This is a genomic window from Micromonospora sp. NPDC005686 (assembly GCF_042871665.1).
Lineage (GTDB): Bacteria > Actinomycetota > Actinomycetes > Mycobacteriales > Micromonosporaceae > Micromonospora.
The window spans coordinates 248,955-271,902 of record NZ_JBIAIY010000002.1 but is presented as its reverse complement, the minus strand read 5'-3'; the positions used below and the strand labels follow the sequence as shown (position 1 = coordinate 271,902).

Annotated in this window: 21 protein-coding genes; 5 read left to right on the top strand and 16 right to left on the bottom strand. The window is 72.4% G+C overall.

Going from position 1 to position 22,948, the window contains the following annotated elements:
• Positions 1-10: 10 nt before the first annotated feature.
• The 6 genes from ACFYON_RS05250 to ACFYON_RS05225 all read right to left on the bottom strand — a co-directional run bounded on the left by ACFYON_RS05250 (position 11) and on the right by ACFYON_RS05225 (position 8,640).
• Positions 11-1,318 (bottom strand): ABC transporter ATP-binding protein, encoded by a 1,308-nt coding sequence (locus ACFYON_RS05250; RefSeq protein ID WP_354868445.1) that lies wholly within the window; start codon positions 1,316-1,318, stop codon positions 11-13.
• Between the two features lie 156 nt (positions 1,319-1,474).
• A complete protein-coding gene (locus tag ACFYON_RS05245) occupies positions 1,475-3,658 on the bottom strand; it encodes a CDP-glycerol glycerophosphotransferase family protein (protein WP_387188830.1) in 2,184 nt (727 codons plus the stop codon).
• 19 nt (positions 3,659-3,677) lie between these two features.
• A complete protein-coding gene (locus ACFYON_RS05240) occupies positions 3,678-5,636 on the bottom strand; it encodes a DUF5941 domain-containing protein (protein ID WP_387320604.1) in 1,959 nt (652 codons plus the stop codon).
• Positions 5,633-6,376, bottom strand: a complete 744-nt coding sequence (locus tag ACFYON_RS05235) for an ABC transporter ATP-binding protein (RefSeq protein ID WP_354868125.1) — start codon at positions 6,374-6,376, stop codon at positions 5,633-5,635. The genes ACFYON_RS05240 and ACFYON_RS05235 overlap by 4 nt, the downstream gene beginning before the upstream one ends.
• Entirely contained in the window at positions 6,377-7,204 is an 828-nt protein-coding gene (locus ACFYON_RS05230) for an ABC transporter permease (protein WP_354868122.1), read from the bottom strand.
• A 65-nt stretch (positions 7,205-7,269) separates the two neighbouring features.
• Positions 7,270-8,640, bottom strand: a complete 1,371-nt coding sequence (locus ACFYON_RS05225) for an L-serine ammonia-lyase (RefSeq protein ID WP_354868119.1) — start codon at positions 8,638-8,640, stop codon at positions 7,270-7,272.
• Positions 8,641-8,987: 347 nt separating this feature from the next.
• Between ACFYON_RS05225 and ACFYON_RS05220 the strand changes: the two genes are divergently transcribed.
• Positions 8,988-9,191: a PspC domain-containing protein gene (locus tag ACFYON_RS05220; protein WP_281589962.1), complete on the top strand. Its 204-nt coding sequence runs from the start codon at positions 8,988-8,990 to the stop codon at positions 9,189-9,191.
• Positions 9,192-9,287: 96 nt separating this feature from the next.
• Here the strand turns inward: ACFYON_RS05220 and ACFYON_RS05215 are convergent, their stop codons facing one another.
• From ACFYON_RS05215 to pdxH, 7 genes are all read right to left on the bottom strand, one after another.
• The gene (locus ACFYON_RS05215; protein WP_354868116.1) at positions 9,288-10,079 is read right to left on the bottom strand and encodes a DUF4230 domain-containing protein; all 792 of its coding nucleotides are present in this window, start codon (positions 10,077-10,079) and stop codon (positions 9,288-9,290) included.
• Positions 10,080-10,194: 115 nt separating this feature from the next.
• Positions 10,195-11,355, bottom strand: a complete 1,161-nt coding sequence (locus tag ACFYON_RS05210) for an acyl-CoA dehydrogenase family protein (protein ID WP_354868114.1) — start codon at positions 11,353-11,355, stop codon at positions 10,195-10,197.
• Between the two features lie 31 nt (positions 11,356-11,386).
• Positions 11,387-11,692, bottom strand: coding sequence for a type II toxin-antitoxin system VapB family antitoxin (locus ACFYON_RS05205; RefSeq protein ID WP_354868111.1), 306 nt, complete (start codon positions 11,690-11,692; stop codon positions 11,387-11,389).
• A gap of 53 nt (positions 11,693-11,745) precedes the next feature.
• Positions 11,746-12,348, bottom strand: a complete 603-nt coding sequence (locus ACFYON_RS05200; RefSeq protein ID WP_354868109.1) for a nitroreductase family protein — start codon at positions 12,346-12,348, stop codon at positions 11,746-11,748.
• A gap of 2 nt (positions 12,349-12,350) precedes the next feature.
• Positions 12,351-13,277: an aldose 1-epimerase family protein gene (locus tag ACFYON_RS05195; RefSeq protein WP_354868106.1), complete on the bottom strand. Its 927-nt coding sequence runs from the start codon at positions 13,275-13,277 to the stop codon at positions 12,351-12,353.
• A 16-nt stretch (positions 13,278-13,293) separates the two neighbouring features.
• Positions 13,294-14,586, bottom strand: a complete 1,293-nt coding sequence (locus ACFYON_RS05190) for an MFS transporter (RefSeq protein WP_354868103.1) — start codon at positions 14,584-14,586, stop codon at positions 13,294-13,296.
• The gene (pdxH, locus tag ACFYON_RS05185) at positions 14,583-15,212 is read right to left on the bottom strand and encodes a pyridoxamine 5'-phosphate oxidase (RefSeq protein ID WP_354868440.1); all 630 of its coding nucleotides are present in this window, start codon (positions 15,210-15,212) and stop codon (positions 14,583-14,585) included. Before pdxH ends, ACFYON_RS05190 begins: the two co-directional genes overlap by 4 nt.
• 272 nt (positions 15,213-15,484) lie before the next feature.
• Between pdxH and ACFYON_RS05180 the strand changes: the two genes are divergently transcribed.
• The 4 genes from ACFYON_RS05180 (at position 15,485) to ACFYON_RS05165 (ending at position 20,349) form a co-directional block, all read left to right on the top strand.
• The gene (locus ACFYON_RS05180; protein ID WP_354868100.1) at positions 15,485-16,591 is read left to right on the top strand and encodes a citrate synthase 2; all 1,107 of its coding nucleotides are present in this window, start codon (positions 15,485-15,487) and stop codon (positions 16,589-16,591) included.
• Between the two features lie 297 nt (positions 16,592-16,888).
• Positions 16,889-18,016 carry a phosphoserine transaminase gene (serC, locus tag ACFYON_RS05175; protein ID WP_354868098.1) on the top strand — a complete coding sequence of 376 codons (1,128 nt, stop codon included), beginning with the start codon at positions 16,889-16,891 and terminating at the stop codon, positions 18,014-18,016.
• 191 nt (positions 18,017-18,207) lie between these two features.
• Positions 18,208-19,299: a septation protein SepH gene (gene sepH / locus ACFYON_RS05170; RefSeq protein WP_354868096.1), complete on the top strand. Its 1,092-nt coding sequence runs from the start codon at positions 18,208-18,210 to the stop codon at positions 19,297-19,299.
• 63 nt (positions 19,300-19,362) lie between these two features.
• Positions 19,363-20,349, top strand: coding sequence for an aldo/keto reductase (locus tag ACFYON_RS05165; RefSeq protein WP_354868094.1), 987 nt, complete (start codon positions 19,363-19,365; stop codon positions 20,347-20,349).
• 122 nt (positions 20,350-20,471) lie between these two features.
• Here ACFYON_RS05165 and thpR read toward each other — a convergent pair whose 3' ends face one another.
• From thpR to ACFYON_RS05150, 3 genes are all read right to left on the bottom strand, one after another.
• On the bottom strand, positions 20,472-21,023 hold the full coding sequence (thpR, locus tag ACFYON_RS05160; protein WP_354868091.1) for an RNA 2',3'-cyclic phosphodiesterase: 552 nt from the start codon (positions 21,021-21,023) through the stop codon (positions 20,472-20,474).
• Between the two features lie 4 nt (positions 21,024-21,027).
• Entirely contained in the window at positions 21,028-21,537 is a 510-nt protein-coding gene (locus ACFYON_RS05155) for a hypothetical protein (RefSeq protein ID WP_354868089.1), read from the bottom strand.
• A 75-nt stretch (positions 21,538-21,612) separates the two neighbouring features.
• Positions 21,613-22,899, bottom strand: a complete 1,287-nt coding sequence (locus ACFYON_RS05150) for an MFS transporter (RefSeq protein WP_354868086.1) — start codon at positions 22,897-22,899, stop codon at positions 21,613-21,615.
• Positions 22,900-22,948: the final 49 nt, after the last annotated feature.

Sequence of the window (22,948 nt, the reverse complement as noted above, 5' to 3'; positions counted from 1 at the left end):
GACGGGCGGCTCACCGCCAGCCGACGTCGATGCGGTCGCCTCGCTCGTCGAAGAAGTGCAGCGCGTCCATCCGCACCTGCACGGCGAGCGGGTGCCCGGACGACACCTGCGGGTACGGCGCCAGCCGTACCGCCAGTTCCGCCGGACGGCGGTGGTGGCGGCCCGGGTCGGGCAGCACGCTCGTACGGTTGCCGCCGCCGGATTCCTGAGCGGGGGCCGGCGTCTCCGGGGCCCGCCCGGTGAGCCGCTGCATCACCTGGTTGAACCGGCGCAGGCCGCGCTGACCCGGTGCGGCCTGCTCGGCCGGCGTGCCCATCTCGTCCACCACGATCGCGGTGGCGCCGATGTCCAGGAACGCGAGCGACTCGTGGCCGTGGTGCTCCAGGTAGCGGATGCGCCCGTGCAGCACGTCGCCGGCGGTGTCCGGGGCGACCGGGGTGAGCGCCTCGGCGCGCATGCCGACCACGATCCGCTCACCGTGGTAGTGCGCCACCGCCCGGCTCCGGATGTCGTCCCAGGGCAGGTAGAGCGACTGCTCACCGAGATTCAGCGTGACGTACCGGTCGAGGTGGACGTAGACCGACGCCTCCAGCAGGTTCATCCGCGGGCTGCCGAGGAACGCGGCGACGTAGAGGGTGGCCGGCCGCCCGTACACCTGGGTGGGGGTGCCCACGTCCTGGAGCACGCCCTTGCGCATGATGGCGACCCGGTCGGCCATGGTCAGCGCCTCGGCCTGGTCGTGCGTGACGTAGATGGTGGTGACGCCCAGCTCGCGGGTGAGGCCGGAGATCTCCGCCCGCAGTTCGGCCCGCAGTCCGCTGTCCAGGTTGGACAGTGGCTCGTCCATCAGGAACAGGCCGGGCCGGCGCACTATCGCGCGTCCCATGGCGACCCGCTGCCGCTGGCCGCCGGAGAGCTGGCTGGGCTTGCGCCCGAGGACGTCGCCGATGCCGAGCGCGCTCGCCACATCCTGGATCCGCTCGCCGCGCGGCGCCGGTTCGACGCCGGAGAGCCGCAGCGGGAAACCGATGTTGTCGCCGACAGTCATGTGCGGATAGAGCGCGAAGTCCTGGAAGACCATGGCGATCTTCCGGTCGCGCGGTGGCAGGTCGTTCGCGAGTTCACCGCCGAGCAGGATCGCGCCGGAGGACGGATCCTCCAGCCCGGCGACCATGCGCAGCACCGTCGACTTGCCGCAGCCCGAAGGGCCGAGCAGCACCAGGAACTCGCCGTCGTTGACGTCCAGATTGATGGTGTCGACCGCGACTGTTCCGTCCGGGAACACCTTGGTGACATCCTTGAGCGCGACGGTGGCCACCGTCACCTCCCCAGTTCCTCGCCCCAAACCCGGAATGACTGTGACCAGGATCATCCGATTCGCACATCGGGTAAACGTGCCATGTTCGGCCCGTGACAGTCCTATTAAGTGGCGTTCACCCGACTCAGTAGTCAGGTGACCTGCCGGTAACCGCTTTTACGGCGTTTCGCCAAGGAACACCCGGCGGACCACACGCTCGGCGGCGTGCCCGTCGTCGAGCGTGCAGAACCGCGCCCGGAACGCCGACCGGGCCCGCTCGGCCGCCTCGTCGTCCACAGCGCCGGAACGGAACACGTCGAGCAGGCCGGGGAAGTCCAGCGCCACCGCCCCGGGCGGCTCGGCCAGCAGGTCGAAGTAGACGCCACGGGCGACCCGGTAGGCGTCCCAGTCCGGCGCGTAGACCACTATCGGCCGGTCCAGCACCGCGTAGTCGAACATCGCCGAGGAATAGTCGGTGACCAGCGCGTCCGCCGCCAGGTAGAGGTCCTCCACCCGGTCGTACGCGCTCACGTCCAGCACGCCGTCCGCCGCCGGCCCTCGGGGATGCCGCTCCCGGTCGTGGAAGTAGTGGCTGCGCATCAGCAGCCGGCCCCGGGGCCCGAGGACGTCGAGCATCCGGTCCGGGTCGAACGGTGGCCGCCACCCGGGCAGGTGCTCCCGGTGCGTCGGCGCGTAGAGCACCACGTACTCGTCGGGTGCGATGCCCAGCGCGGCGCGGACCTGGCCGCGGTCCTCGGCGGTGGCCAGCGCCAGCCGGTCGTTACGCGGGTAGCCGACCTCCAGCGTGGTGTAGTCCGCCGGGTACGCCCGCTCCCACATCTGGGTGGAGAAGCTGTTCGAGGTGATGCTGTAGTCCCAGCGGTCGATGCGGCGCAGCAGGCCGGCGAAGTTCATCCCCACCGCGCCCACCGGGTAGCGCTGCTGGTCCAGCCCCATCACCTTGACCGGCGTGCCGTGGTGGGTCTGCACGTGCACGGATCCGGGCCGCTTGCGGACGAAGTCCGGGAAGTTGACGTTGTTGACCAGCCAGCGGGCGCGGGCGAGCACGCGGTGGTACTCGCGGGTGCCGGCAACCACGTACTCCACACCGGACGGCAACGCGGCCACCCGGTCCCGGCGGACGATCCACACGCCGCGCACCTGCGGCGCGAGCCGGCGGGCCGCCTCGTAGATCGCCGCCGGATTGCACGAGTAGCCCCGGTACCAGTAGGCCGCGTAGACGGCGAGCGTCGGGTCGATCGGCCGGTGCAGCTCGGCCCGGTAGTACTCGCCCAGCGCCAGGTCACGCGCCCGCCGGGCGGTACGCCGCACCACCGGCGTGATCCGTCGCCGGGCCAGTCGCGCGGTCCGCCGGGCCGTCTCTCTCGCCTGGTGCGCCTCGCGCAACGCGCTGAACGTCCGCCAGCGGCCGGCCGCCACCAGCCGGTGCTTGAGCCCTTCCGCTCCGGGCGGGACCGGGTAGCCCTCGGCCGGCAGGAACCGCTGGTAGTCGGCGTGCATCTGGGCGAAGAACGGGGCCCGCAGCTCGGGTGCGATCCGGTCGCCGTTGCCGAGCACCGTGAGGTAGTGCCAGATCATCCGCTCGAAGACCGCGGGCCGCAGCTCGGACACCTCCCAGCGGTCCATCAGCCCGAACACCCGGTGCCACTGCGGGAAGACCTCGAAGTGCCGGTCGCCCCGGGTGCGGGTGATCGCGCCGGTGCGGCGCTGCCGGTAGTTCAGGCAGATCCGGTCGAGTACGCCGATCCGCTCGGCCGCCATCAGCGCCGGATAGCTGAACGAGACGTCCTCGTACCAGCCCGGCTCGAAACGCAGGCCGCGCTCGTTCAGGAACTCCCGGCGTACCACCCGGTTCCAGGCGGTGTGCAGCAGCTTCAGGGCCTCCGGCCGGTCCCGCAGCGCGAACGTCGTCGCGCCCGGCGGTACCGGGAACACGTCACGCATCGCGCTGCGGGTGCCGACGTTGTTCCAGTGCGCCCGGACATGGTCCACGATCAGCACGTCCGGCGCGGTGTCGCGGAGCCGGTCGGCGACGTGCGGCAGGCAGCCGGGCACCAGCCAGTCGTCCCCGTCGACGAACCAGACGTACTCGCCGACGGCCCGGTCCAGCCCGATGTTGCGGGCTGGACCGAGCCCGACGTTCTCGGCGAGGCGCACCGGGCGGACCCGGGGGTCGCGGTGCGCGTACTCGGCCAGGATCTCGCCGCTGTCGTCCGGGGAGGCGTCGTCGACGCCGATCACCTCGATGTCGCCGAACGGCTGGTCGAGTATCGAGTCGAGGCATTCCCGCAGGTAGCCCTGCACCTTGAAGGCCGGCACGACGAAGCTGATCAAGGTCACCCCGGCCGCCCGCCCTTCGTCACCCCGGCGAGTGCACACCCCCACGGGCGCGAGCCGGCAGGACCACCCAGGCGAGGACCACGCTCGCGACGAAAACCACGAAAAGGTACACACTCATTGTAGCCAGCGCGAAGCTTACAGTTCCGGCGGTTGACGCGGCCGCCAGCAACACCGAGCGTCCGAGCCAGCCCAGCGTGGCCGCGTGCAGCGGCGGCGCCGCCTGCCGCTTCTCCAGCCGGGCGGTCAGGTCGTAGTGCAGCAGCGTGAGCACCAGGACGTACCCGAAGATCAGCCAGGCCGGCGCGCGGCCCGCCACCCCGACCGCGATGGCGAACAGATACTCGGCGGCCCGCAACGCGGCCGGCACCAGCCAGTCCAGCGGCCCGTCGTGCGGGGCCCGCGAGCCCTGCGCCGCGCCGAGCAGCAGCACCAGCGCGAGCACCGGCACGAAGACCGGCAGGTCCCCACCTCCGTGCACCGCGAGCAGCGCCCACACCAGCGTCCCCGCCGCGCCGAGCGCGCCCAGCACCGCCAGCAGCAGCGGCCGCCGCGCGGTCGGCAGCGTCCGCACCAGCAGGCCGTCGTCGCGGTGCAGACCCGCGTCCACCGTGGTCAGCACCGGCACGCGCATCCACCGCGCCCGCAGGGTCCGCAATCCCCCGGTGTACGCGAACGCCAGCGTGCCCCAGACCAGCACCGCGCAGAGCGCCACCAGCGGCCCGAACAGCGCGGCGGCGATCGCGATCAGCGCCCACCGCTCCCCGATCGGGAACACCACCGTGCGCTTCAGCCAGTACGACACCGAGCCGGTGTCCGCCTGCACCCGGGTCGACGCGGCGTTCAGCTTCCCGCCGATGCCGCCCGCGTCGGCGCTCACCACCTTCGGCCGCCGGGCCGCCTCGTCGTGCAGCGCGCCGTACCAGGTGTCGGTCATGTGCCGCACGGTCTGCAACGTCATCGCTGCCAGCGCCAGCGCCCAGCCGTACCGGAACCCGGCGTGCGTGGCGCCGTAGCCCAGACCGGCGTAGACCACGTACTCCTTGAACCGGTCGGCCATCGTGTCCAGCCAGCCGCCCCAGGCGCTGAAGTGCCGGGTGTAGCGGGCGAGCTGCCCGTCCACGCAGTCGAGCACGAAACCCAGGTAGAGCAGGACCGCGCCGGACACCAGCGCGGGCCGCCCACCGGCGCCGAACAGCACCGCCGCGGCCACCGCGAACGCCACCGAGACCATGGTGACGCCGGTCGGGCCGATCCCGATGCGGGCGGCGGCCTTCGTCACGTACGGGGACCAGGTGCTGACGAAGAACGTGGTGAAGAAGTCGTCGCGCTCCTTCACCGACAGCTTCAACTCGGCCCGGTCCTCGTCGACGGCAGCCACCGCCGCCTCGGCCGCCACCCGCTGTGCCTCGTCGCCGACCCGATGTGCCACGAGCAGACGTACCCGATGGGCGAAGATCAGCGTGCCCCCGGCGGCGAGGTCGGCCACGAGCCGGTCCACCGCGTCCAGCGGCCCGCCACCTGCGGCGCGGCGGGCGGCGTCGGCGAGCGCCGGCAGGTCGGCCGCGCCCACCCGCAGCGCGCCCCCGAACACGCCACTCGCGTCGGCGGCGCCGACCTCGACCACCTGGCCGCGCTCCTCGCGCACCGTGGCCTGCCCGGGAGCGGGCGGGTCGGTGAGCACCAGCGCCACCGTCGGCCCCACCGGGCTGGTCGCGAGATGCTTGAGTACGGCCGTGTGCGCCACCAGGTCCGCGCCGCTGACCAGCACCGGGCCGGTCGCGGCGACCACCAGGTCGGCCAGCTCGGTCAGGTCGGCGGCGATGCGCACGTCGTCCGCCCCGGCCCGGCGCCACTGCGCGGCCAGCCGCTCGGCGAGCGGTTCCCCCGGTCGGCCCGCCGCCGGCTCGGGCGGGCGGCCCGGGGGTTCGGTGGAGCGGCCCGCCGCCGGTTCGGCGGCGAGCACGATCGCGAGCGTCACCGCTTCGCCGCGTCGGCGTAGGCGGCCAGCGCCTCGTCGATCGTCCCGTCGACGATCAGCCGTCCGGCGTCGAGGTAGAGCCCCCGACTGCAGAACCGGGTGAGGTCCTTGTCGTTGTGTGACACCAGCACCAGCGTGCGCCCTTCCGCGAGAAGTCGCTCGATGGTCGCATAGCACTTCGCGCGGAACTCCGCGTCCCCGACCGCTGTCACCTCGTCCACCAGCAGCACCGGATGCGGCAGGTGCGCGATCACCGCGAAGCCCAGCCGCACCTTCATCCCCGACGAGTAGTGCCGCACCGACGTGTCGATGGCGCGTTCCACCTGCTCACCGGCGAACGAGACGATCTCGTCGAAGTGTTCCCGCAGGTACGCCGACGACAGCCCGTGCAGCCCGCCCACCAGGTACAGGTTCTCCCGGCCGGTCAGGTCTCCGGAGAAACCGGCGGAGAGTTCGAGCAGCGGCGCCACCCGGCCGTGCACCCGGATCGACCCCTCGTCCGGGATGAGGACACCGGCGATCAGCCGCAGCAGCGTGCTCTTGCCGGTGCCGTTGCGGCCCACCACGCCCACTGTCTCGCCCGGCTCGATCCGGAACGACAGGTCGCGCAACGGCCAGAACCGGCCCGCGTCGGGATCTCGGGCGCCCCGGTGCACGATCAGCTCCCGCAGCCGCAACTGGCGGCGCCGGTTGCGGACGAACCGGATGCCGAGCCCGTCCGCCTCGATGATCGGGGCCATTCAGAGTTCCTTCAGCACTGCCGGTTCGAGGCGGTGGAACGCCCACCAGCCGAGCGCCAGCACCAGCACGCTGCCGGACACCGTGATCGTGAGCAGCCGGGCATCAGGGAACTCGTCGGGATACCAGACCGCGTGGTGCAGCTGGAAGATCCCGACCAGCGGGTTCAGCTCGTACCCGAGCTTGACCCAACCCGGCATGCCGGACTGCCGCACCAGGTCGAACGGATAGATGATCGGGGTCGCGTAGAACAGCAGCCGGATGACCAGCCGCATCGTGCGCTCGATGTCGCGCATCAGCACGTTGCCCGCCGACAACAGCAGCGCCAGGCCCACCAGCAGCACGAACTGCACCGCCACCGCGAGCGGCAGGGCGAGCAGGCTCCAGCCAGGGCGGATCTTCCCCTGGCTCGCGTAGAGCGCCGCGACGGCGACCAGGATCGGCAGCCCGGCCAGGTACTCGGCGAACCGCCCGGTGACCCGCCCGATCGGGAAGATCGGCCGGGGCAGGTTCATCGTGGTGATCAGCCGGGACTGTCCGGTGAGCGCGTTCGCCGCCTCGGTCAGCGCCGAACTCGCCCACATCCAGGCGAAGATCCCGGTGATCAGGAACAGCGGGTACGACCCGGCCGCCTCACCCAGGTGCCGCCGGGTCGCGCCGGAATAGAGCACGCCGAAGACGAACCAGTAGATCAGGCCCATGCCGAGCGGCTCGATCAGCGACCAGAAGTAGCCCAGCACCGACTGCTGGTACTTCACCGCGAGATCCCGCCGGACCAGGATGCGCAGCGAGGTGCGGGCGGACCAGAGCGCCGCGACGCCTGACGTCACAGCGCCATGGTCGCGCCCTCGACTGCCGGCACGACGGCCGTCAGCGCCGGGTCACCCCAACGGGGTCAACACTCGATCACGTTGACGGCGAGCCCGCCGCGCGCGGTCTCCTTGTACTTGACCTTCATGTCCGCGCCGGTCTCCCGCATGGTCTTGATGACCTTGTCGAGCGACACGTGGTGCACCCCGTCCCCGCGCAACGCCAGCCGGGCGGCGGTGATCGCCTTGATGCTCGCCACCGCGTTGCGCTCGATGCACGGGATCTGCACCAGGCCGCCCACCGGGTCGCAGGTCAGCCCCAGGTTGTGCTCCATGCCGATCTCGGCGGCGTTCTCCACCTGCTCCGGCGTGCCGCCGAGCGCCTCGGCCAGCCCCGCCGCCGCCATCGAGCACGCCGAACCCACCTCGCCCTGGCAGCCCACCTCGGCCCCGGAGATCGACGCGTTCTCCTTGAACAGCACGCCGATCGCGCCCGCTGCCAGCAGGAACCGGACCACCCCCTCCTCGGAGGCGCCCGGCACGAACCGGGTGTAGTAGTGCAGCACGGCCGGGATGATCCCGGCGGCGCCGTTCGTCGGCGCGGTGACCACCCGGCCGCCGGCCGCGTTCTCCTCGTTGACCGCGAGCGCGAACAACGTCACCCAGTCCATCGCGCGCAGCGGATCCTGGCTGCCGGTCTCCGCCTCCAGACCGCGCCGCAGCTCGGCCGCGCGCCGCCGGACCTTCAACCCGCCCGGGAGTACGCCGTCACGGGTGCAGCCGCTCTCCACGCACTCGCGCATCACCCGCCAGATCTCCAGCAGCCCGGCGCGTACGTCCGCCTCGCTGCGCCAGGACAGCTCGTTGGCGAGCATCACCTCGCTGATCGACAGGCCGGTCTCGGAGGTGACGGTCAGCAGCTCCGCGCCGGTCAGGAACGGGTGCCGTACGCGGGTGGTGTCCGCCTTGATCCGGTCCGCCCCGGCGGCCGCCTCGTCCACCACGAACCCGCCGCCGACGGAGTAATACGTGCGCGCCCGCACCTCGTTCCCGGCCGCGTCGTACGCCGCGAACGTCATCCCGTTCGGGTGGTACGGCAGCGAGCGCCGGCGATGCAGCACCAGATCGGCGTCCGGGTCGAAGTCGATCTCCTGGCTGCCGAACAGGTCGAGCCGCCGCTGCGTGCGGATCCGCTCCACACGCGGCCCGACCGAGTCGGTGTCGACGGTCTCCGGGACCTCCCCCTCCAGCCCCAGCAGCACCGCCCGGTCACTGCCGTGCCCGTGCCCGGTCGCGCCGAGCGAGCCGAACAGCTCGGCCCGCACCCGCGCCACGTCGGCGAGCTGCCCGTCTGCCTTCAGGCCCGCCACGAACGTACGGGCGGCCCGCATCGGCCCGACGGTGTGCGAGCTGGACGGCCCGATACCGACGCTGAAGAGGTCGAAGACACTGATCATTTTGCTGCTTTCCTCGCCGTCGTCCCCGTTGTGCGGATCCGAGCGGTGCGTGGGTGCCGCGCCCGTCGAGCGGGTGGACGGCCGGTGCCCGGGGTGTGGGCGCCCGACCGGCCAGCCTACCTCGCCTGTTCACTACCCGCCCGTTCCCCGACACACGCCCGCCCGCGAGAGGCGAGCGCCGCCACTTCATGATCACGCGGGCGGGACGGGGCGTCGGTGAGGGCCGGACGGGGTAAGCACCTACGGGTGCCCGGGTCGCCGATCCTCCTCGGGGCCGAGGGCGCGGCGCGTACCCCCCTCTACCGTGAAATCAGCGCGGCGGATCGCCGCAGAAGTGGGAGACGACAATGAGTCGCAAACTGGTCCGGCCCCGCGAGGGGCGCATGATCGCCGGTGTCTGCGCCGGTCTGGGGCAGCGGTTCGGCATGTCCGCCGGAATGGTCCGGCTGCTGTTCCTGCTGTCGCTGCTGCTGCCCGGCACGCAGGTCATCGTCTACCTGGTCCTGTGGATCCTGATGCCGAACGAGGACCGCTACCTCGCCACCCGCTGACGCGAGACGAGCCGAGACACCGGCACGCGAACGCGCCCGCCCCGGACCATCGGGGCGGGCGCGCGGCGTCAGAGCACGAAGATCGGGGCAGGAAGGTCAGGGCGCCGCGTAGGTGACCGTCACCTTCTCGTAGCCGAGGGAGCGCAGCAGCCCTTCGAGCATCTTGCGGGTGTTCTCCTGGGCCCGGGCGGCGAGCCCGCTGTCCCGGGCCGCCGCGGTGATCCGGTCCTCGGCGAGCTTGTAGACCTGCTGCTGCCGGTTGGGGTCGCCGGCCACCAGGTCGTTGAGCCGGTTGATCAGACCGCGCTGCTCGGCGAAGACGTAGCTCTTGTCCATGTCCAGGTCGGTCTCGCCGAGCTGTGGCGCGGGCAGCTTGATCTCGGCGGACTTGCCGTCCTCGGAGACGACAACGGCACCGTCGGCGATCTTCGCGAAGTCGACGTACGCCTCGACCCGGCCCGCCCCGACGAACAGCGTGCGCTCGTTGAGCAGGAAGTCCGGCACGTTGCGCCGGTCGTTCTGCACGTCCACCACCACCTGGAAGTTGCCCTCGGCGGCGACGTAGCGGCTCAGGTCACGGATCGACTTGAGCAGCGGCGGCTGGCTGCGGTCGGCCTGCTCCTTGGCGAACGGGTTACGGAAGTCGGGCAGCAGGCCGGTGGCCTGCACGCCGAGCAGCACCACCACCGCCAGCGCGGCGGCGCCGAGCACCCAGAGCAGGCCGCGCGCCGCACCCCCGGTGGACGGGGTGCCCGGGCCGGGATCGCGGTCCGGGTCGGGATCGCGGTCCGGGTCGGGCGAGCCGTCCGCCCGGTCGCGGAGGGACTCGCTGGTGGGGTAGTCCGGGAACTCCCGGGTGGGCTCGTTGATGTCACCGTCGCGGGCCATCGCCCTCACCGTCCTCGTCCGACAGAGTCCTCAGCCGACAAATCGACTGCCAATGACGGTACGGCCACCGTGCGACAGGCGCGCGCCGAGCGCGCCGATCGGGTGAAACCGCAGGTCAGGCGAACGCGGAAAGGCCGGTCAGCCGCTGGCCGATGACGAGCTGGTGGATCTCCGAGGTGCCCTCGTAGGTGAGCACGCTCTCCAGGTTGTTGGCGTGCCGCATCACCGGGTACTCGCCGGAGACGCCGTTCGCGCCGAGGATCGTGCGGCACTGCCGGGCGATGGCCAGCGCCTCGCGCACGTTGTTCAGCTTGCCCACGCTCACCTGGTGGGGCCGCAGCGTGCCCGCGTCGGCGAGGCGGCCCAGGTGCAGCGCGAGCAGCATCCCCTTGTTCCACTCCACCGCCATGTCGGCGAGCTTGGCCTGGGTGAGCTGGAAACCGGCGAGCGGGCGGCCGAACTGGGTGCGCGTGGTCGCGTACTCCAGGGCCGTCTCCAGGCAGTCGCGGGCCGCGCCGAGCGCGCCCCAGACGATGCCGTGCCGGGCCTCGGTCAGGCACCCGAGCGGCGCCTTGAGCCCGATCGCCTCGGGCAGTCGCGCGTCCGCCGGCAGCCGGACGTCGTCGAGCGCGATCTCGCCGGTCAGGGACGCGCGCAGCGACATCTTGTGCCGGATCTCGCGCGCCGTCACCCCGGGCGTGTCCATGGGTACGGCGAAGCCGCGCACCCCTTCGTCGGTACGCGCCCAGATCACGCCCACGTCAGCGATCGGCGCGTTGGTGATCCACAGTTTGCTGCCGTTGAGGATCCAGTCGTCGCCGTCGCGGCGGGCGCGGGTGGCCATCGATCCGGGGTCGGAGCCGTGGTCGGGTTCGGTGAGCCCGAAACAGCCGATCGCCTCCCCGGCCGCCATGGCGGGCAGCCAGCGCTGCTTCTGCTCCTCGCTGCCGTAGCGCCAGATGGCGTACATGGCCAGCGAGCCCTGCACCGAGACGAGCGAGCGGACGCCGGAGTCGCCGGCCTCCAGTTCCAGGCACGCCAGCCCGTACGCGACGGCCGAGGCGCCGGCGCAGCCGTACCCGGTCAGGTGCATGCCGAGCAGGCCGAGCTTGCCGAACTCGCGGGCCAGTTCGCGGGCCGGCACCTGGCCGTCCTCGTACCAGCCGGCGACGTGCGGGCGTACCCGGTCGGCCACGAGCCGACGCACGACGGTACGGATCTGCCGCTCCTCCTCGCTGAGCGACGCGTCGATGTCGAGCAGGTCGAGAGGAGTCATGGCGTCACCTTAACCAACCCTCAGGGAGGCGTCACTCGCCCTGGCCACCGAGCACGAGCACGCGCGCGTGGATCTGGTTGCGCTGCTGGAGCGCCGCGCGCAGCGCGCGGTGCAGACCGTCCTCCAGGTAGAGGCCGCCGTGCCACTGGACCACGTGCGGGAAGAGATCGCCGTAGAAGGTGGAGTCCTCCGCGAGCAGCTTGTCCAGCGCGAGTTCGCGCTTGGTGGTGATGAGCTGGTCAAGCCGCAGCGGGCGCGGCGGAATCTCGGCCCACTGCTTCAGCGTGAGGTTGTGCTCCGGGTAGGGACGCCCGTCCCGGACTGCCCTGAAGATCACGCCGTGCTCTCCTCCCCAGGCCAGGCTGACAATGTGGATGTCAGCCTAACCGCTCAGGTCCACCGTCCCCGCCGCACCACATCCTGCACCGGACGACGCCCTCGGCGCAGCGACGGTGACCGGTGGTCGACGACTCGGTAACCGACAGTGATGGCGCCGATCGGGTGCAGTTCCGGCGGTACCCCGAACGCCTCCCGATACGCCCCGATCCGCTGCGGCGGGATGCCGAAGAAGCAGGCGCCCAGCCCTTCGTCCACGGCCGTGAGCAGCATCAGCAGCGCCGCGAAACCGGTGTCCACGTACCAGTAGGGCACCGGCCAGCGGTCCTCGTCGCGGTCCGCCCAGCCCTTGTCCGGCTCGGCGTAGCGGTCCAGGTAGGCGTCGCGGTTGGCGTGCGGCACCACGATCAGCGGTGCCCGGCGCATCCCGGCCAGCCAGCGTTCCCGGCCGCCGCCACCCGGCGTGGTGGCGGCCCAGAACCGTTCCCGGTCCGCCGGTTCCTCCAGCACCAGGAAGCCCCAGCCCTGCGAGAACCCGGCCGACGGGGCCCGGACGGCGTGGTCCAGCAGCCGGTCCACCGCCTCCGGCGGCACCGGCCGGTCGGGGTCGTAGTTACGCACCATCCGGCGGCGCCGGACGACCTCGGCGAACTCCACGCTCAGACCTCCGGGCGGACGCCCCAGGCGCCCCGCCAGGTCTGCCCCGGCGCCAGCATGATCAGGTCCCTGCCGGAGCGGAACGCGTCGGGCGGGCAGGTCATCGGCTCCACCGCCACCGACCGGCGGTGCCGTTCCCCGCCGAGCGTGTCGCCGGTGAACACCTGCCACCAGCCGAACTCGCGGTCCGCCCAGATCCGCAGCCCGGACGAGCCGTCCGGCGCGCTCAGCACCACCGCCGAGCCGCCGTCGGCCTCGCGCTCGACGTCACCGAACGCGGTGTCCAGCACCAGGTCGCCGATCGGGCGCGGGCTGGTGAAGTCGAACTCGGAGCCGGCCACCTCGGCGGCGGCGACCGGCAGCAGGCGGCTGTCCACCAGCACCCGCCGCCGGGCCGGCACGCGCAGCCGCATCTCGTTCACGCCGACCTTGGGCAGTTGCAGGTAGGGGTGCACGGAGAAGCCGAACGGCGCCGGCTCACCGGAGAGGTTCGTCGCCTCGTGCTCGGCCCGCAGGCCGTCCGGGCCGGCGCTCCACCGGGTCCGCAGCCGCAGCGTCCACGGGTAGCCAGGGCTGGCCGGCAGGTCGTAGCCGATGGTGACGCTGTCCGCCGACTGCTCGATCGGCTGCCACCGCGCCCAGTTGACCAGGCCGTGCAGGGCGTTGTGCCGCTCCGGCTCGGTGAGGTCGAGCTGCAAGGACCGCTCGCCGACCGTGTAGGCGCCGTCGCGGATGCGGTTCGGCCACGGCGCCAGCACCTGTCCGGCCGAGCCGGGGCAGACCTCGTCCTCGGCGTACCCGTCGAGGTGGTCCACGCCGTCGTAGCGGTAGGCCCGCAGCCCGCCGCCCACCTCGACCACGACGGCCTCGTGGCCGTCGGCGGCGATGGTCCACTGTGTACCGGACGGTGGCTGCACGTCGATCCCCATGCCGGCGACCCTACCGTCAGCGCCGGTCCTCGGCGGGGGTGACCGAGCGATAGCGCAGCAACGCCGGGAACGCCGCCACCAGCAACACCGCCAGTACGGCGGCGGCGATACCGCCGCCGACCATGGCGAAACCGGTGCCGAAAGCGGCAGCCGTCGCACCGGCGCGCAGGTCGCCCAGGCGCGGGCCACCGGCCACCACCACCGTGTTCACGCCCTGAAGGCGGCCCCGCATCCGGTCCGGCGCGTAGACCAGCAGCATCGACTGGCGCAGCGTGGCGCTGACCAGGTCGGCGGCGCCGGCGACGCCGAGCAGCACCACCGCGAGCCACAGGTGCCCGGCCAGGCCGGCGAGTGCGATCGCCACGCCCCAGCCGACCACCGCCACGGTGAGCGCCAGCCCCTGCCGGCGCACCCGGCCGATCCACCCCGAGGTCAGACCGCCGAGCATCGCGCCGATGGCGATGGAGCTGTAGAGCCAGCCCACCGCCGAGGCGCCGCCGAAGCGTTCCTGCGCCAGCTCCGGAAAGAGCGCTCGCGGCATGGCCAGGATCATCGCGATCAGGTCGATGGCGAAGGAGAGCAGCAGCACCCGCGTGGTGGCCAGATAGCGGATGCCGTCGACGATGCTGGCGAATCCGGCCCTGCGGACGCCGCCGTCCGGGTCCGGCGCGGGCGGCATCGCCGGCAGCCGCAGCGTGGCCCAGAGCGCCGCGGTGTACAGCAGCGCGTCCGCCCCGTACGCGATGGGCAGGGCCGTCTCGACCTGCCACCCGGCGAAGATCAGGCCCGCCGCGAGCGGGCCGAAGACGGCGGCGGCGGTGAACGTGGTGAAGTTCAGCGTGGTGGCCGCCGGGACCAGCTCGGCGGGCACCAGCCGGGGCAGGATCGCGCTGCGGGCCGGCGAGGTGATCGCGAAGGCGGTCGACTGAAGGCCCACCAGCAGCAGGAGCAGCAGCGGGCTGCGCACCCCGGCCAGCGACTGGAGCAGCAGCCCCAACGTCGAGGCCCAGAGCACGCAGCCACCGACGAGCAGCACCCGGCGGCGGTCCCGGGCGTCGGCGATCGCACCGCCCCACAGCCCGAACACCAGCAGCGGCACGAACCCGGCGAGGCCCAGCAGGCCGACCCAGAGCGAGCCGCCGGTCAGGTCGAACATCTCCACCGGCACCGCCACCGCGGTGAACTGGAAGCCGAACATCGCCACCGCGTTGCCGGTCCACACCCGCCGGTACGCGGGCACGCGCAGCGGGCGCAGGTCGATCGCCCAGCGGCGCGGTTCCCGCCGCCGGGACTCTGTGACGTCGGTCACGGTGCCAGCCGCTCGACGACGAAGACCCCGTCCCCGGTACGCCGGAAGCGCAGCCGGTCGTGCAGCCGGCTGGCCCGGCCCTGCCAGAACTCGAGAGTCTCCGGACGCACCCGGAACCCGCCCCAGTACGGCGGCGCGGGAATCGGATCCGCGTCGGCGAACCGCTCGGCCGCCGCCCGGTACGCCGAGTCCAGCGCCGCCCGGTCCGGCACCACAGTCGACTGGGTGCTGGCCCAGGCCCCGAGCTGCGATCCGCGCGGCCGGCTGGCGAAGTACGCCTGCGTCTCGGCGCGGTCCACCTGCTCGACCCGGCCGGTCACCGTCACCTGCCGCTGCATCGGGAACCAGGGAAACACCAGGCTGGCCCACGGATTCGCGGTCACCTCGGCGCCCTTGCGCGAGCCGTGGTTGGTGTAGAAGACGAAGCCCTCCGGGTCGTACCCCTTGAGCAGCACGGTGCGGCCGCTGGGCCGCCCCTGGGCGTCGGCCGTGCCGAGCACCATCGCGTTCGGCTCGGGCAGCGGATGGGCCACCGCGTCGGCGAACCAGCGGGCGAACTGGATGTGCCAGTCCGGTGCCAGGTCCGTCTCGGTCAGGCCCAGGTCGGCGGCGTACTCGTTACGCATGCCGGCCGGGGCGGGTGTGTCGCCTGTCACTGTGGTTGTCCCTCTCCCGGGCGCACCGGCGTCCCCCGACGCTGGCCAGGCCCCGGTACCCAGTCTTCTCCTTCTCGCACCGACTTCCAGCGGCGGGGATGTCGCGTGGCGCACAGTGGCTGTGGGTCGCGCAGCTTGTTACCCACCGGGCAAGATGTCACGAACCACAACCCTGAGGGTCGCCTGAGCTGCGGGGCTCGATCAGTCCGCCCGGGCGCACCGAGCCGAAGCCAGGAGACGACATGTCCGATTTCAAACCGGGCCTGGAGGGCGTCGTAGCCTTCGAGACCGAGATCGCCGAACCCGACCGCGCGGGGGGATCACTGCGCTACCGGGGCGTGGACATCGAGGATCTGATCGGCCAGGTCTCCTTCGGCAACGTCTGGGCGCTGCTGGTGGACGGCCGGTTCGGCCCGGGTCTGCCGCCGGCCGAGCCGTTCCCGGTGCCGGTGCACTCCGGTGACATCCGCGTCGACGTGCAGTCCGCAGTCGCCATGCTGGCCCCCTACTGGGGTCTGAGCCAGCTTCTCGACATCTCCGACGAGCAGGTCCGCGAGGACCTGGCCCGGGTGTCGGTCACCGCGCTGTCCTTCGTCGCCCAGTCGGCGCGCGGCCTGGGCCTGCCGGCCGTGCCGCAGAAGGAGATCGACAAGGCGGAGACCATCGTCGAGCGGTTCATGAAGCGCTGGCGCGGCGAGCCCGACCCGCGGCACGTCAAGGCCGTCGACGCGTACTTCATCTCGGCCGCCGAGCACGGCCTGAACGCCTCCACCTTCACCGCCCGGATCGTCGCCTCCACCGGCGCGGACGCCGCGGCCTGCATCTCCTCCGGCATCGGCGCGCTCTCCGGGCCGCTGCACGGCGGCGCCCCGTCCCGGGTGCTCAGCATGCTGGAGGCGGTCGAGCGCAGCGGCGACGCCGACGGGTACGTCAAGGGCGTCCTGGACCGGGGCGAGCGGCTGATGGGCTTCGGCCATCGGGTCTACCGGGCCGAGGACCCGCGCGCCCGCGTGCTGCGGCGTACCGCCAAGGAGCTGGGCGCGCCCCGCTTCGAGGTCGCCGAGGCGCTGGAGAAGGCCGCGCTCGCCGAGCTGCAGGCCCGCCGCCCGGACCGCGTCCTCGCCACCAACGTCGAGTTCTGGTCGGCCGTGGTGCTGGACTTCGCCGAGGTGCCGGCGCACATGTTCACCTCGATGTTCACCTGCGCCCGGATGGGCGGCTGGTCGGCGCACATCCTGGAGCAGAAGAAGCTCCAGCGGCTGGTCCGGCCGTCGGCCACCTACGTCGGCCACGTCCCGCGCAAGCCGCAGCAGGTCGAGGGCTGGGACGCCATCCCGCACGGCGTCTGAGGTGTAAGGAAGGGGCCCCGCTCAACGCCTCCGGTAGAGGCGGGGCCCCTCTTGACGCCCGCCTGCCCGCTGCCCGCCTGCCGGCCGGGGTGGCGCCGCGCCGCTGTGGCGCACGACTCAGCGTCGGGCGTGGGACCAGCCGCCGGTCCGGGCCGCCCGGGTGGGAGGATGAAGGCCGGCAGCGCTGCCGGCCGGGTTCGGACCCCGGCCGCCTCGTGCGCCCGGCGCACACCCGGCCACCGGTCCGAGCCCGCACGAAGGGCCTGTCCTCGCCCATGCGGAAGGATCTTGAAGACCGTGGCTGACGTACCGACCATCCGGATTCCCGACGACCTCAAGCCCGCCGACGGACGTTTCGGCTGCGGCCCGTCCAAGGTTCGCCCGGCCGCGGTCTCCGCCCTGGCCGACGTCGCCACCAGCTACCTGGGCACGTCGCACCGGCAGAAGACGGTCCGCGACGAGGTGGCCCGGCTGCGCCGCGGCCTGGCCGAGTTCTTCTCCCTGCCCGAGGGGTACGAGGTGGTGCTCGGCAACGGCGGCACCACCGCGTTCTGGGAGGTCGCCACGTTCGGCCTGATCCGTGACCGGGCCCAGTTCGCCAGCTTCGGCGAGTTCGGCGCCAAGTTCGCCAAGTCCGTCAAGGACGCGCCGTTCCTCGGTGAGCCGACCGTCCGCAAGTCCGACGCGGGCAGCGCCCCGACGCTGGTGGCCGAGGCCGGCGTGGACGTCTACGCCACCCCGCACAACGAGACCTCCACCGGCGTCGCGGTGCCGATCAGCCGGGTGGCGGGCGCCGACGAGGGCTCGCTGCTGCTGGTCGACGCCACCTCGGGCGCGGGCGGGCTGGACGTGGACGTCGCCCAGACCGACGTCTACTACTTCGCCCCGCAGAAGTGCTTCGGCTCCGACGGCGGGCTCTGGCTGGCCCTGATGTCGCCGGCCGCGCTGGCCCGGGCCACCGAGGTCAAGGAGTCCGGCCGCTACATCCCGGCCTTCCTCGACCTGGTCACCGCGATCGACAACTCGCGGCTGGAGCAGACGTACAACACCCCGGCGCTGGCGACCATCTTCCTGGCCGCGGAGCAGACCGACTGGATGAACTCCCAGGGCGGGCTGGCCTGGGCGGCCAAGCGGACCGCCGAGAGCGCCGGCATCGTGTACGGCTGGGCCGAGCGCTCGTCGTTCGCCACGCCGTTCGTGTCGGACCCGGCGCTGCGGTCCAACGTGGTCGCCACCGTCGACTTCGCCGACGGGGTGGACGCGACGGCGATCGCCAAGGTGCTGCGGGCGAACGGCATCGTCGACACCGAGCCGTACCGCAAGCTCGGCCGCAACCAGTTGCGGGTGGCGCTGTTCCCGGCCGTCGAGCCGGCCGACGTCGAGGCGCTCACCGCGTCCATCGACTACGTGGTCGAGCGACTCTGATCACGTCGTCACGGTGCGTGGCCGTCGGGGCTCCGGCGGCCACCCACCGTGATCGTTACCGCAGCTCAGTCATGACATGCCGGGGTGTCGCAATCCCCATCGGCGGGTAGATGAGCGTACGGTGGTGCGAGACGCCCGGGTGGCCGGCTCCCGTGGCGTGACGGCCAGCGAAGCGGGACGGAGGCAAGCCGATGCGCCCAGTACGCTTCGTCGCCCTCTCCGAGGACGGCCAGGCCCTGGTGCTCGCCGACGAGGTGGGGCGCCTCCTGGCGCTGCCCATCGACGAGCGGATCGCGTCGGCGCTGCACGCCGAGCCGGGCGCCGCGCCGCTCGTGGTGGTGCCGAGCGCCACCGACCTGACACCGTCACTGTCCCCACGGGACATCCAGGCCCGGATCCGTTCCGGCGAGTCCGCGGAGGACGTCGCCCGCATCGCCGGCGTGCCCGTCGACCGGGTCCTGCGTTACGCCGGCCCGGTGCTCCAGGAGCGGGCCATGCTCGCCCAGCACGCCCGGCGCACCCGGCTCAAGGGCGCCGAGAAGCCGACCCCGCTGGCCGAGGTCGTCAACGGCCGGCTGGCCCAGCACGGCATCGACACCGAGAAGATCTCGTGGGACGCCTACCGCCGTGACGACGGCACCTGGCGGATCATCGCGACCTGGCCGTCCGGCAAGGCCACCGCGCAGGCGGTGTGGGATCTGGACAAGACCCGGCAGAACGTCGCCCCGCACGACGACATGGCGCAATACCTCTGCGCCGAGCGGCCCACGCCGATCCTCGGCCAGGAGCCGGCGCCGGAGCGGGAGCGGGGCGGTCACGCGCTGCCCGGCCCGTCGCGCGGTGAGCCGAGCCGGGGTGGGCACGGCCTGCCGGCCGGAGCCGAGCACGCCCGTCCGGGGCGTGACCCGATCCGTGCCGGCCGGGACGCGCTGCTCGCCTCGCTGGACCGGCCGCTCGGCGGCACGTCCGGGCGTGGTCTCGACACCCGGTCCCCGGCCGCGCTGGCCGGCTCGGAGGCCCCCCGTCAGCGGGCCGTCGCCGGTGGTGCCGCCGCGCTGCTCGGTGGCGGGCAGGGTTCGGCCTTCGACGACGACTCGGACGCGCCGAAGGAGATCCCGGCCGTACCCTCGCTTGCCGTGCTGCGTCCTCGGCGCACCGGCCCCGCGGCGGCCGGCGGCACGGCCGCCGAGTCCACCGAGGCCGGCGGCAAGCCGCGCAAGCGGCTGCCGAGCTGGGACGACGTGCTGTTCGGCACCGGCCCGGCGGCCCGCGAATCGTCCTGATCCTCGGCTCCACCCTGGCCCGTTGAGAGGGCACTCTAAGTGCCGGCGTGCCAGGGTGGAGTCATGGAGTACACGAACCTGGGACGCACCGGTCTGTCCGTGAGCCGACTCTGCCTCGGCACGATGAACTTCGGTCCGCAGACCGACGAGCCGGACAGTTTCGCCATCATGGACCGGGCGCTCGAACACGGGATCAACTTCTTCGACACCGCGAACGTCTACGGCTGGAAGCTCGGTGAGGGCGTCACCGAGCAGATCGTGGGCCGCTGGTTCGCGCAGGGCGGCGGACGCCGCGACAAGGTCGTCCTCGCCACCAAGGTGTACGGCAAGATGGGCGAGTGGCCCAACGAGCAGGGCCTGAGCGCCCGGCACATCATCCGGGCCTGCGAGGACTCGTTGCGCCGGCTCCAGACCGACACCATCGACCTCTACCAGATGCACCACATCTCCCGGACCACGCCGTGGGAGGAGATCTGGCAGGCGATGGAGACGCTCGTCGCCCAGGGCAAGGTCATCTACGTCGGGTCGTCCAACTTCGCCGGCTGGCACATCGCGCAGGCGCAGGCCGCGGCCAGACAGCGCAACTTCCTCGGCCTGGTCTCCGAGCAGTCGATCTACAACCTGCTGACCCGCCACGTCGAACTGGAGGTGGTACCGGCCGCGCAGCACTACGGCCTGGGCATCATCCCCTGGTCGCCGCTGCACGGCGGGCTGCTCTCCGGCATCATCCGCAAGATTGCCGAGGGCAGCGCGGCGCGCGGCACCACCGGCCGCTCGGCCGACGCGCTGGCCGAGCACCGCAACACCATCGAGGCGTACGAGAAGCTCTGTGCCGACCTCGGCCACGACCCGGCCGACGTGGCGCTGGCCTGGCTGCTCTCCCGGCCGGGCGTGACCGCCCCGATCGTCGGTCCGCGCACCCTGGACCAGCTCGACCGCAACCTGGGCGCACTCGACGTCCACCTGGACGAGCCCACCCTCACTCGTCTCGACGAGTTGTTCCCGCCCCTGGGCAACGGAGGCCCGGGCCCCGAGGCCTGGGCCTGGTAACCCCCTCACCCTCGACCCCGCCGATCTTGCAGTTTGTGCCCCGGCAAAACGCCCGAACCGCCCTCGCGCGGGGCACAAACTGCAAGATCGCGGGAAGGGGTGCGGGCGGACAGGGCGGGGTGCTACAGGGGCCAGGTGGTTACCCGGGTGTGGCGGGTGGGTGGGCCGGGGTGGCTGTGGACCAGGGCGAGGCGGTCGGCGGGCCACTCCGGGCCGGTGTAGCCGTCCAGGGTCTGCAGGTCGGCGCGGAGGTCGGCCTCGGGCACCTTGTCGCCGGGACGTGCGATGGTCAGGTGCGCCCGGAACGGCTTGTCGTCACAGGGCAGCCCGGCCTCGCGCAACCTGCCGCGGATCGACCGGGCGAGCGCGTCGAGTGCCCCGACCTCGCCGCGCACGTCGGCCCAGAGCACTGTGGACTGGCCCTGACCGAAGCTGCCGCCACCGGCGAGGCGTAGCCGAGGCGCACGAGCCGTCCGCGCGGTCGAGGCGAGCGCGCGCTCCACGTCGGCCAGCCGGTCGTCCGGCACCTCGCCGAGGAAGGCGAGCGTGAGGTGCAGGCCGGCCGGGTCGGCGAGGCGGGAGTGGCGGGCGGCCGCGACCCGCAGGCCCGCGATCCGGGCGGTCAGGTCCGCGACCGCCACGGCAGGCGGGTAGACCGCCGCGAAGAGACGCACCCGGTCAGCGGTGCCGCTGGTGGTGCGCGGCGCGGGCGGCCGGCAGGGTCAGCCCGGCGGCGTGCAGCAGCCCTTCGACGCGTACCCGCTCGATCTCCCGGTCGACGCCGTTCAGCTCAGCGAGATGCTCGGCGATGCCGAGCGCGTGGCAGGCGGCGCGCAGCCGTTCGTCGTACGCCTCAATGACCGCGCCGTGCCACACCACGCTGCGGTCAACCGCGGCGAGCCGGTGGCCGCCGAGTCGGCGCAGGTCGGTGGCGAGTTGTTCCAGCGGACGGCGACCGCCCTTGTCGAACTCGGTGAGGTCGATGTCGCGGGTCAGCGCCTCGGCCTCGATGGCCCGGTCGAGCCGGGCGATGGTGCGGCGTTCCCGGCGCTGCTCCCGCCACTCGGCCCACCCGCAGGCGACCCGGTCGATGATCTCGTCGGCGCAGAACAGCAGCGCGAGCAGGGCGGGCAGGCAGCAGACGGTGAAGATCGCCAGCGCCAGGAGCAGTCCCTGCCCTACTTCCACACATCGAAGCTAAGCCCTACCGCACCGGCCCGCCACCCGTTTCGGTAATCGGACCGGTACGGTCGGCTATCGGCGTCACTTCGCGCCGGCTGACACCACGTAGAACCGGGGCAGGGGCAGCATCCGCAGCCGCAGCCGGGCGCCGGAGCGGCGCAGCTGCCAGGCGAGCGCCAGCAGCGCGGCGGTCAGCGAGATCAGGCCGCCGGCCCAGATGCTCGCGCCCGCGCCGTACGTCTCGGCGACCCAGCCGATCACCGGCGCACCGACCGGGTTGGTGCCCAGGAACACCAGCACCCACAGCGCCATCACCCGTCCACGGAAGGACTCGTCGACACCGAGCTGTACGCGCTGGTTGGCCGCCTGGGCGAAGTAGATCATGAAGAACCCGGCGGGCAGCAGCAGCGTCACGACCAGCCAGTACGCCGGGGCGAGCCCGACGAGCGTGCCGAAGACCGCGCAGCCGATCGCGGCGCCGAGCACGAGCCAGACCGAGGGCCGGCTGCGCCGTCCGGTGCCAGCCAGCGCCCCGACCAGCGCGCCGGCCGCGAGGGCGGTGCTGAACAGGCCGAACGAGGCGGCGCCGGTGTTGAACACGGTCTTCGCGAGCGCGGCGAGGGTGAGCTGGAAGTTGAACAGGCTCATCCCGATCACCGACATGAGGACCATCGGCAGCAGGATGTCCGGGCGCCGCGCCACGTACCGGAGGCCGTCGACCACCCGGGCCTGGTCCCGCTCGCCGACCGGCGGCAGGTCCTTGCGGTGCAGTTCCTCGGTACGCATCCGGACGACGTTCACCAGCGGGGCGATCGAGCTGAGCGCGGTGACCAGAAAGACCGGGCCGACGTCGACGGCGGCGATGGCCAGGCCGGCGACGGCCGGGCCGACGATCCGGGCGGAGTTGAACACTGCCGCGTTGAGCGAGAGCGCGTTCGGCAGCAGCGACATGCCGACCAGCTCGGAGACGAACGCCTGACGGACCGGCGTCTCGACCGCGTTCGCGACGCCGAGCAGGGCGGCGAACGTGAAGACGTGCCAGAGCTGCACCAGGCCGGTGAGGACCAGGACGCTCATGGCGAGCGCCAGCACGGTCCAGAACGCGTTGGCGACGAAGAGCAGCATCCGCTTGTCGTAGCGGTCGGCGAGCCGGCCGGACAGCAGCGTGAGCAGGAGGACGGGGGTGAACTGCAACGCGACGACCACGCCGAGGGCGGTCGCGGAGTTGTCGCTGAGCTCGAGGACGAGCCAGTCCTGGGCGATGAACATCATCCAGACGCCGATCAGTTTGATCAGCTGTCCGGTGGCGAAGAGTCGGTAGTTACGGACTCGTAGGGACTGGAACATCGTGCTCAGCTTGGCCTGCACTCTAGGTGCGCCTCCTCGCGTCGGTACGCTTCATCCACGTGTGACGAAG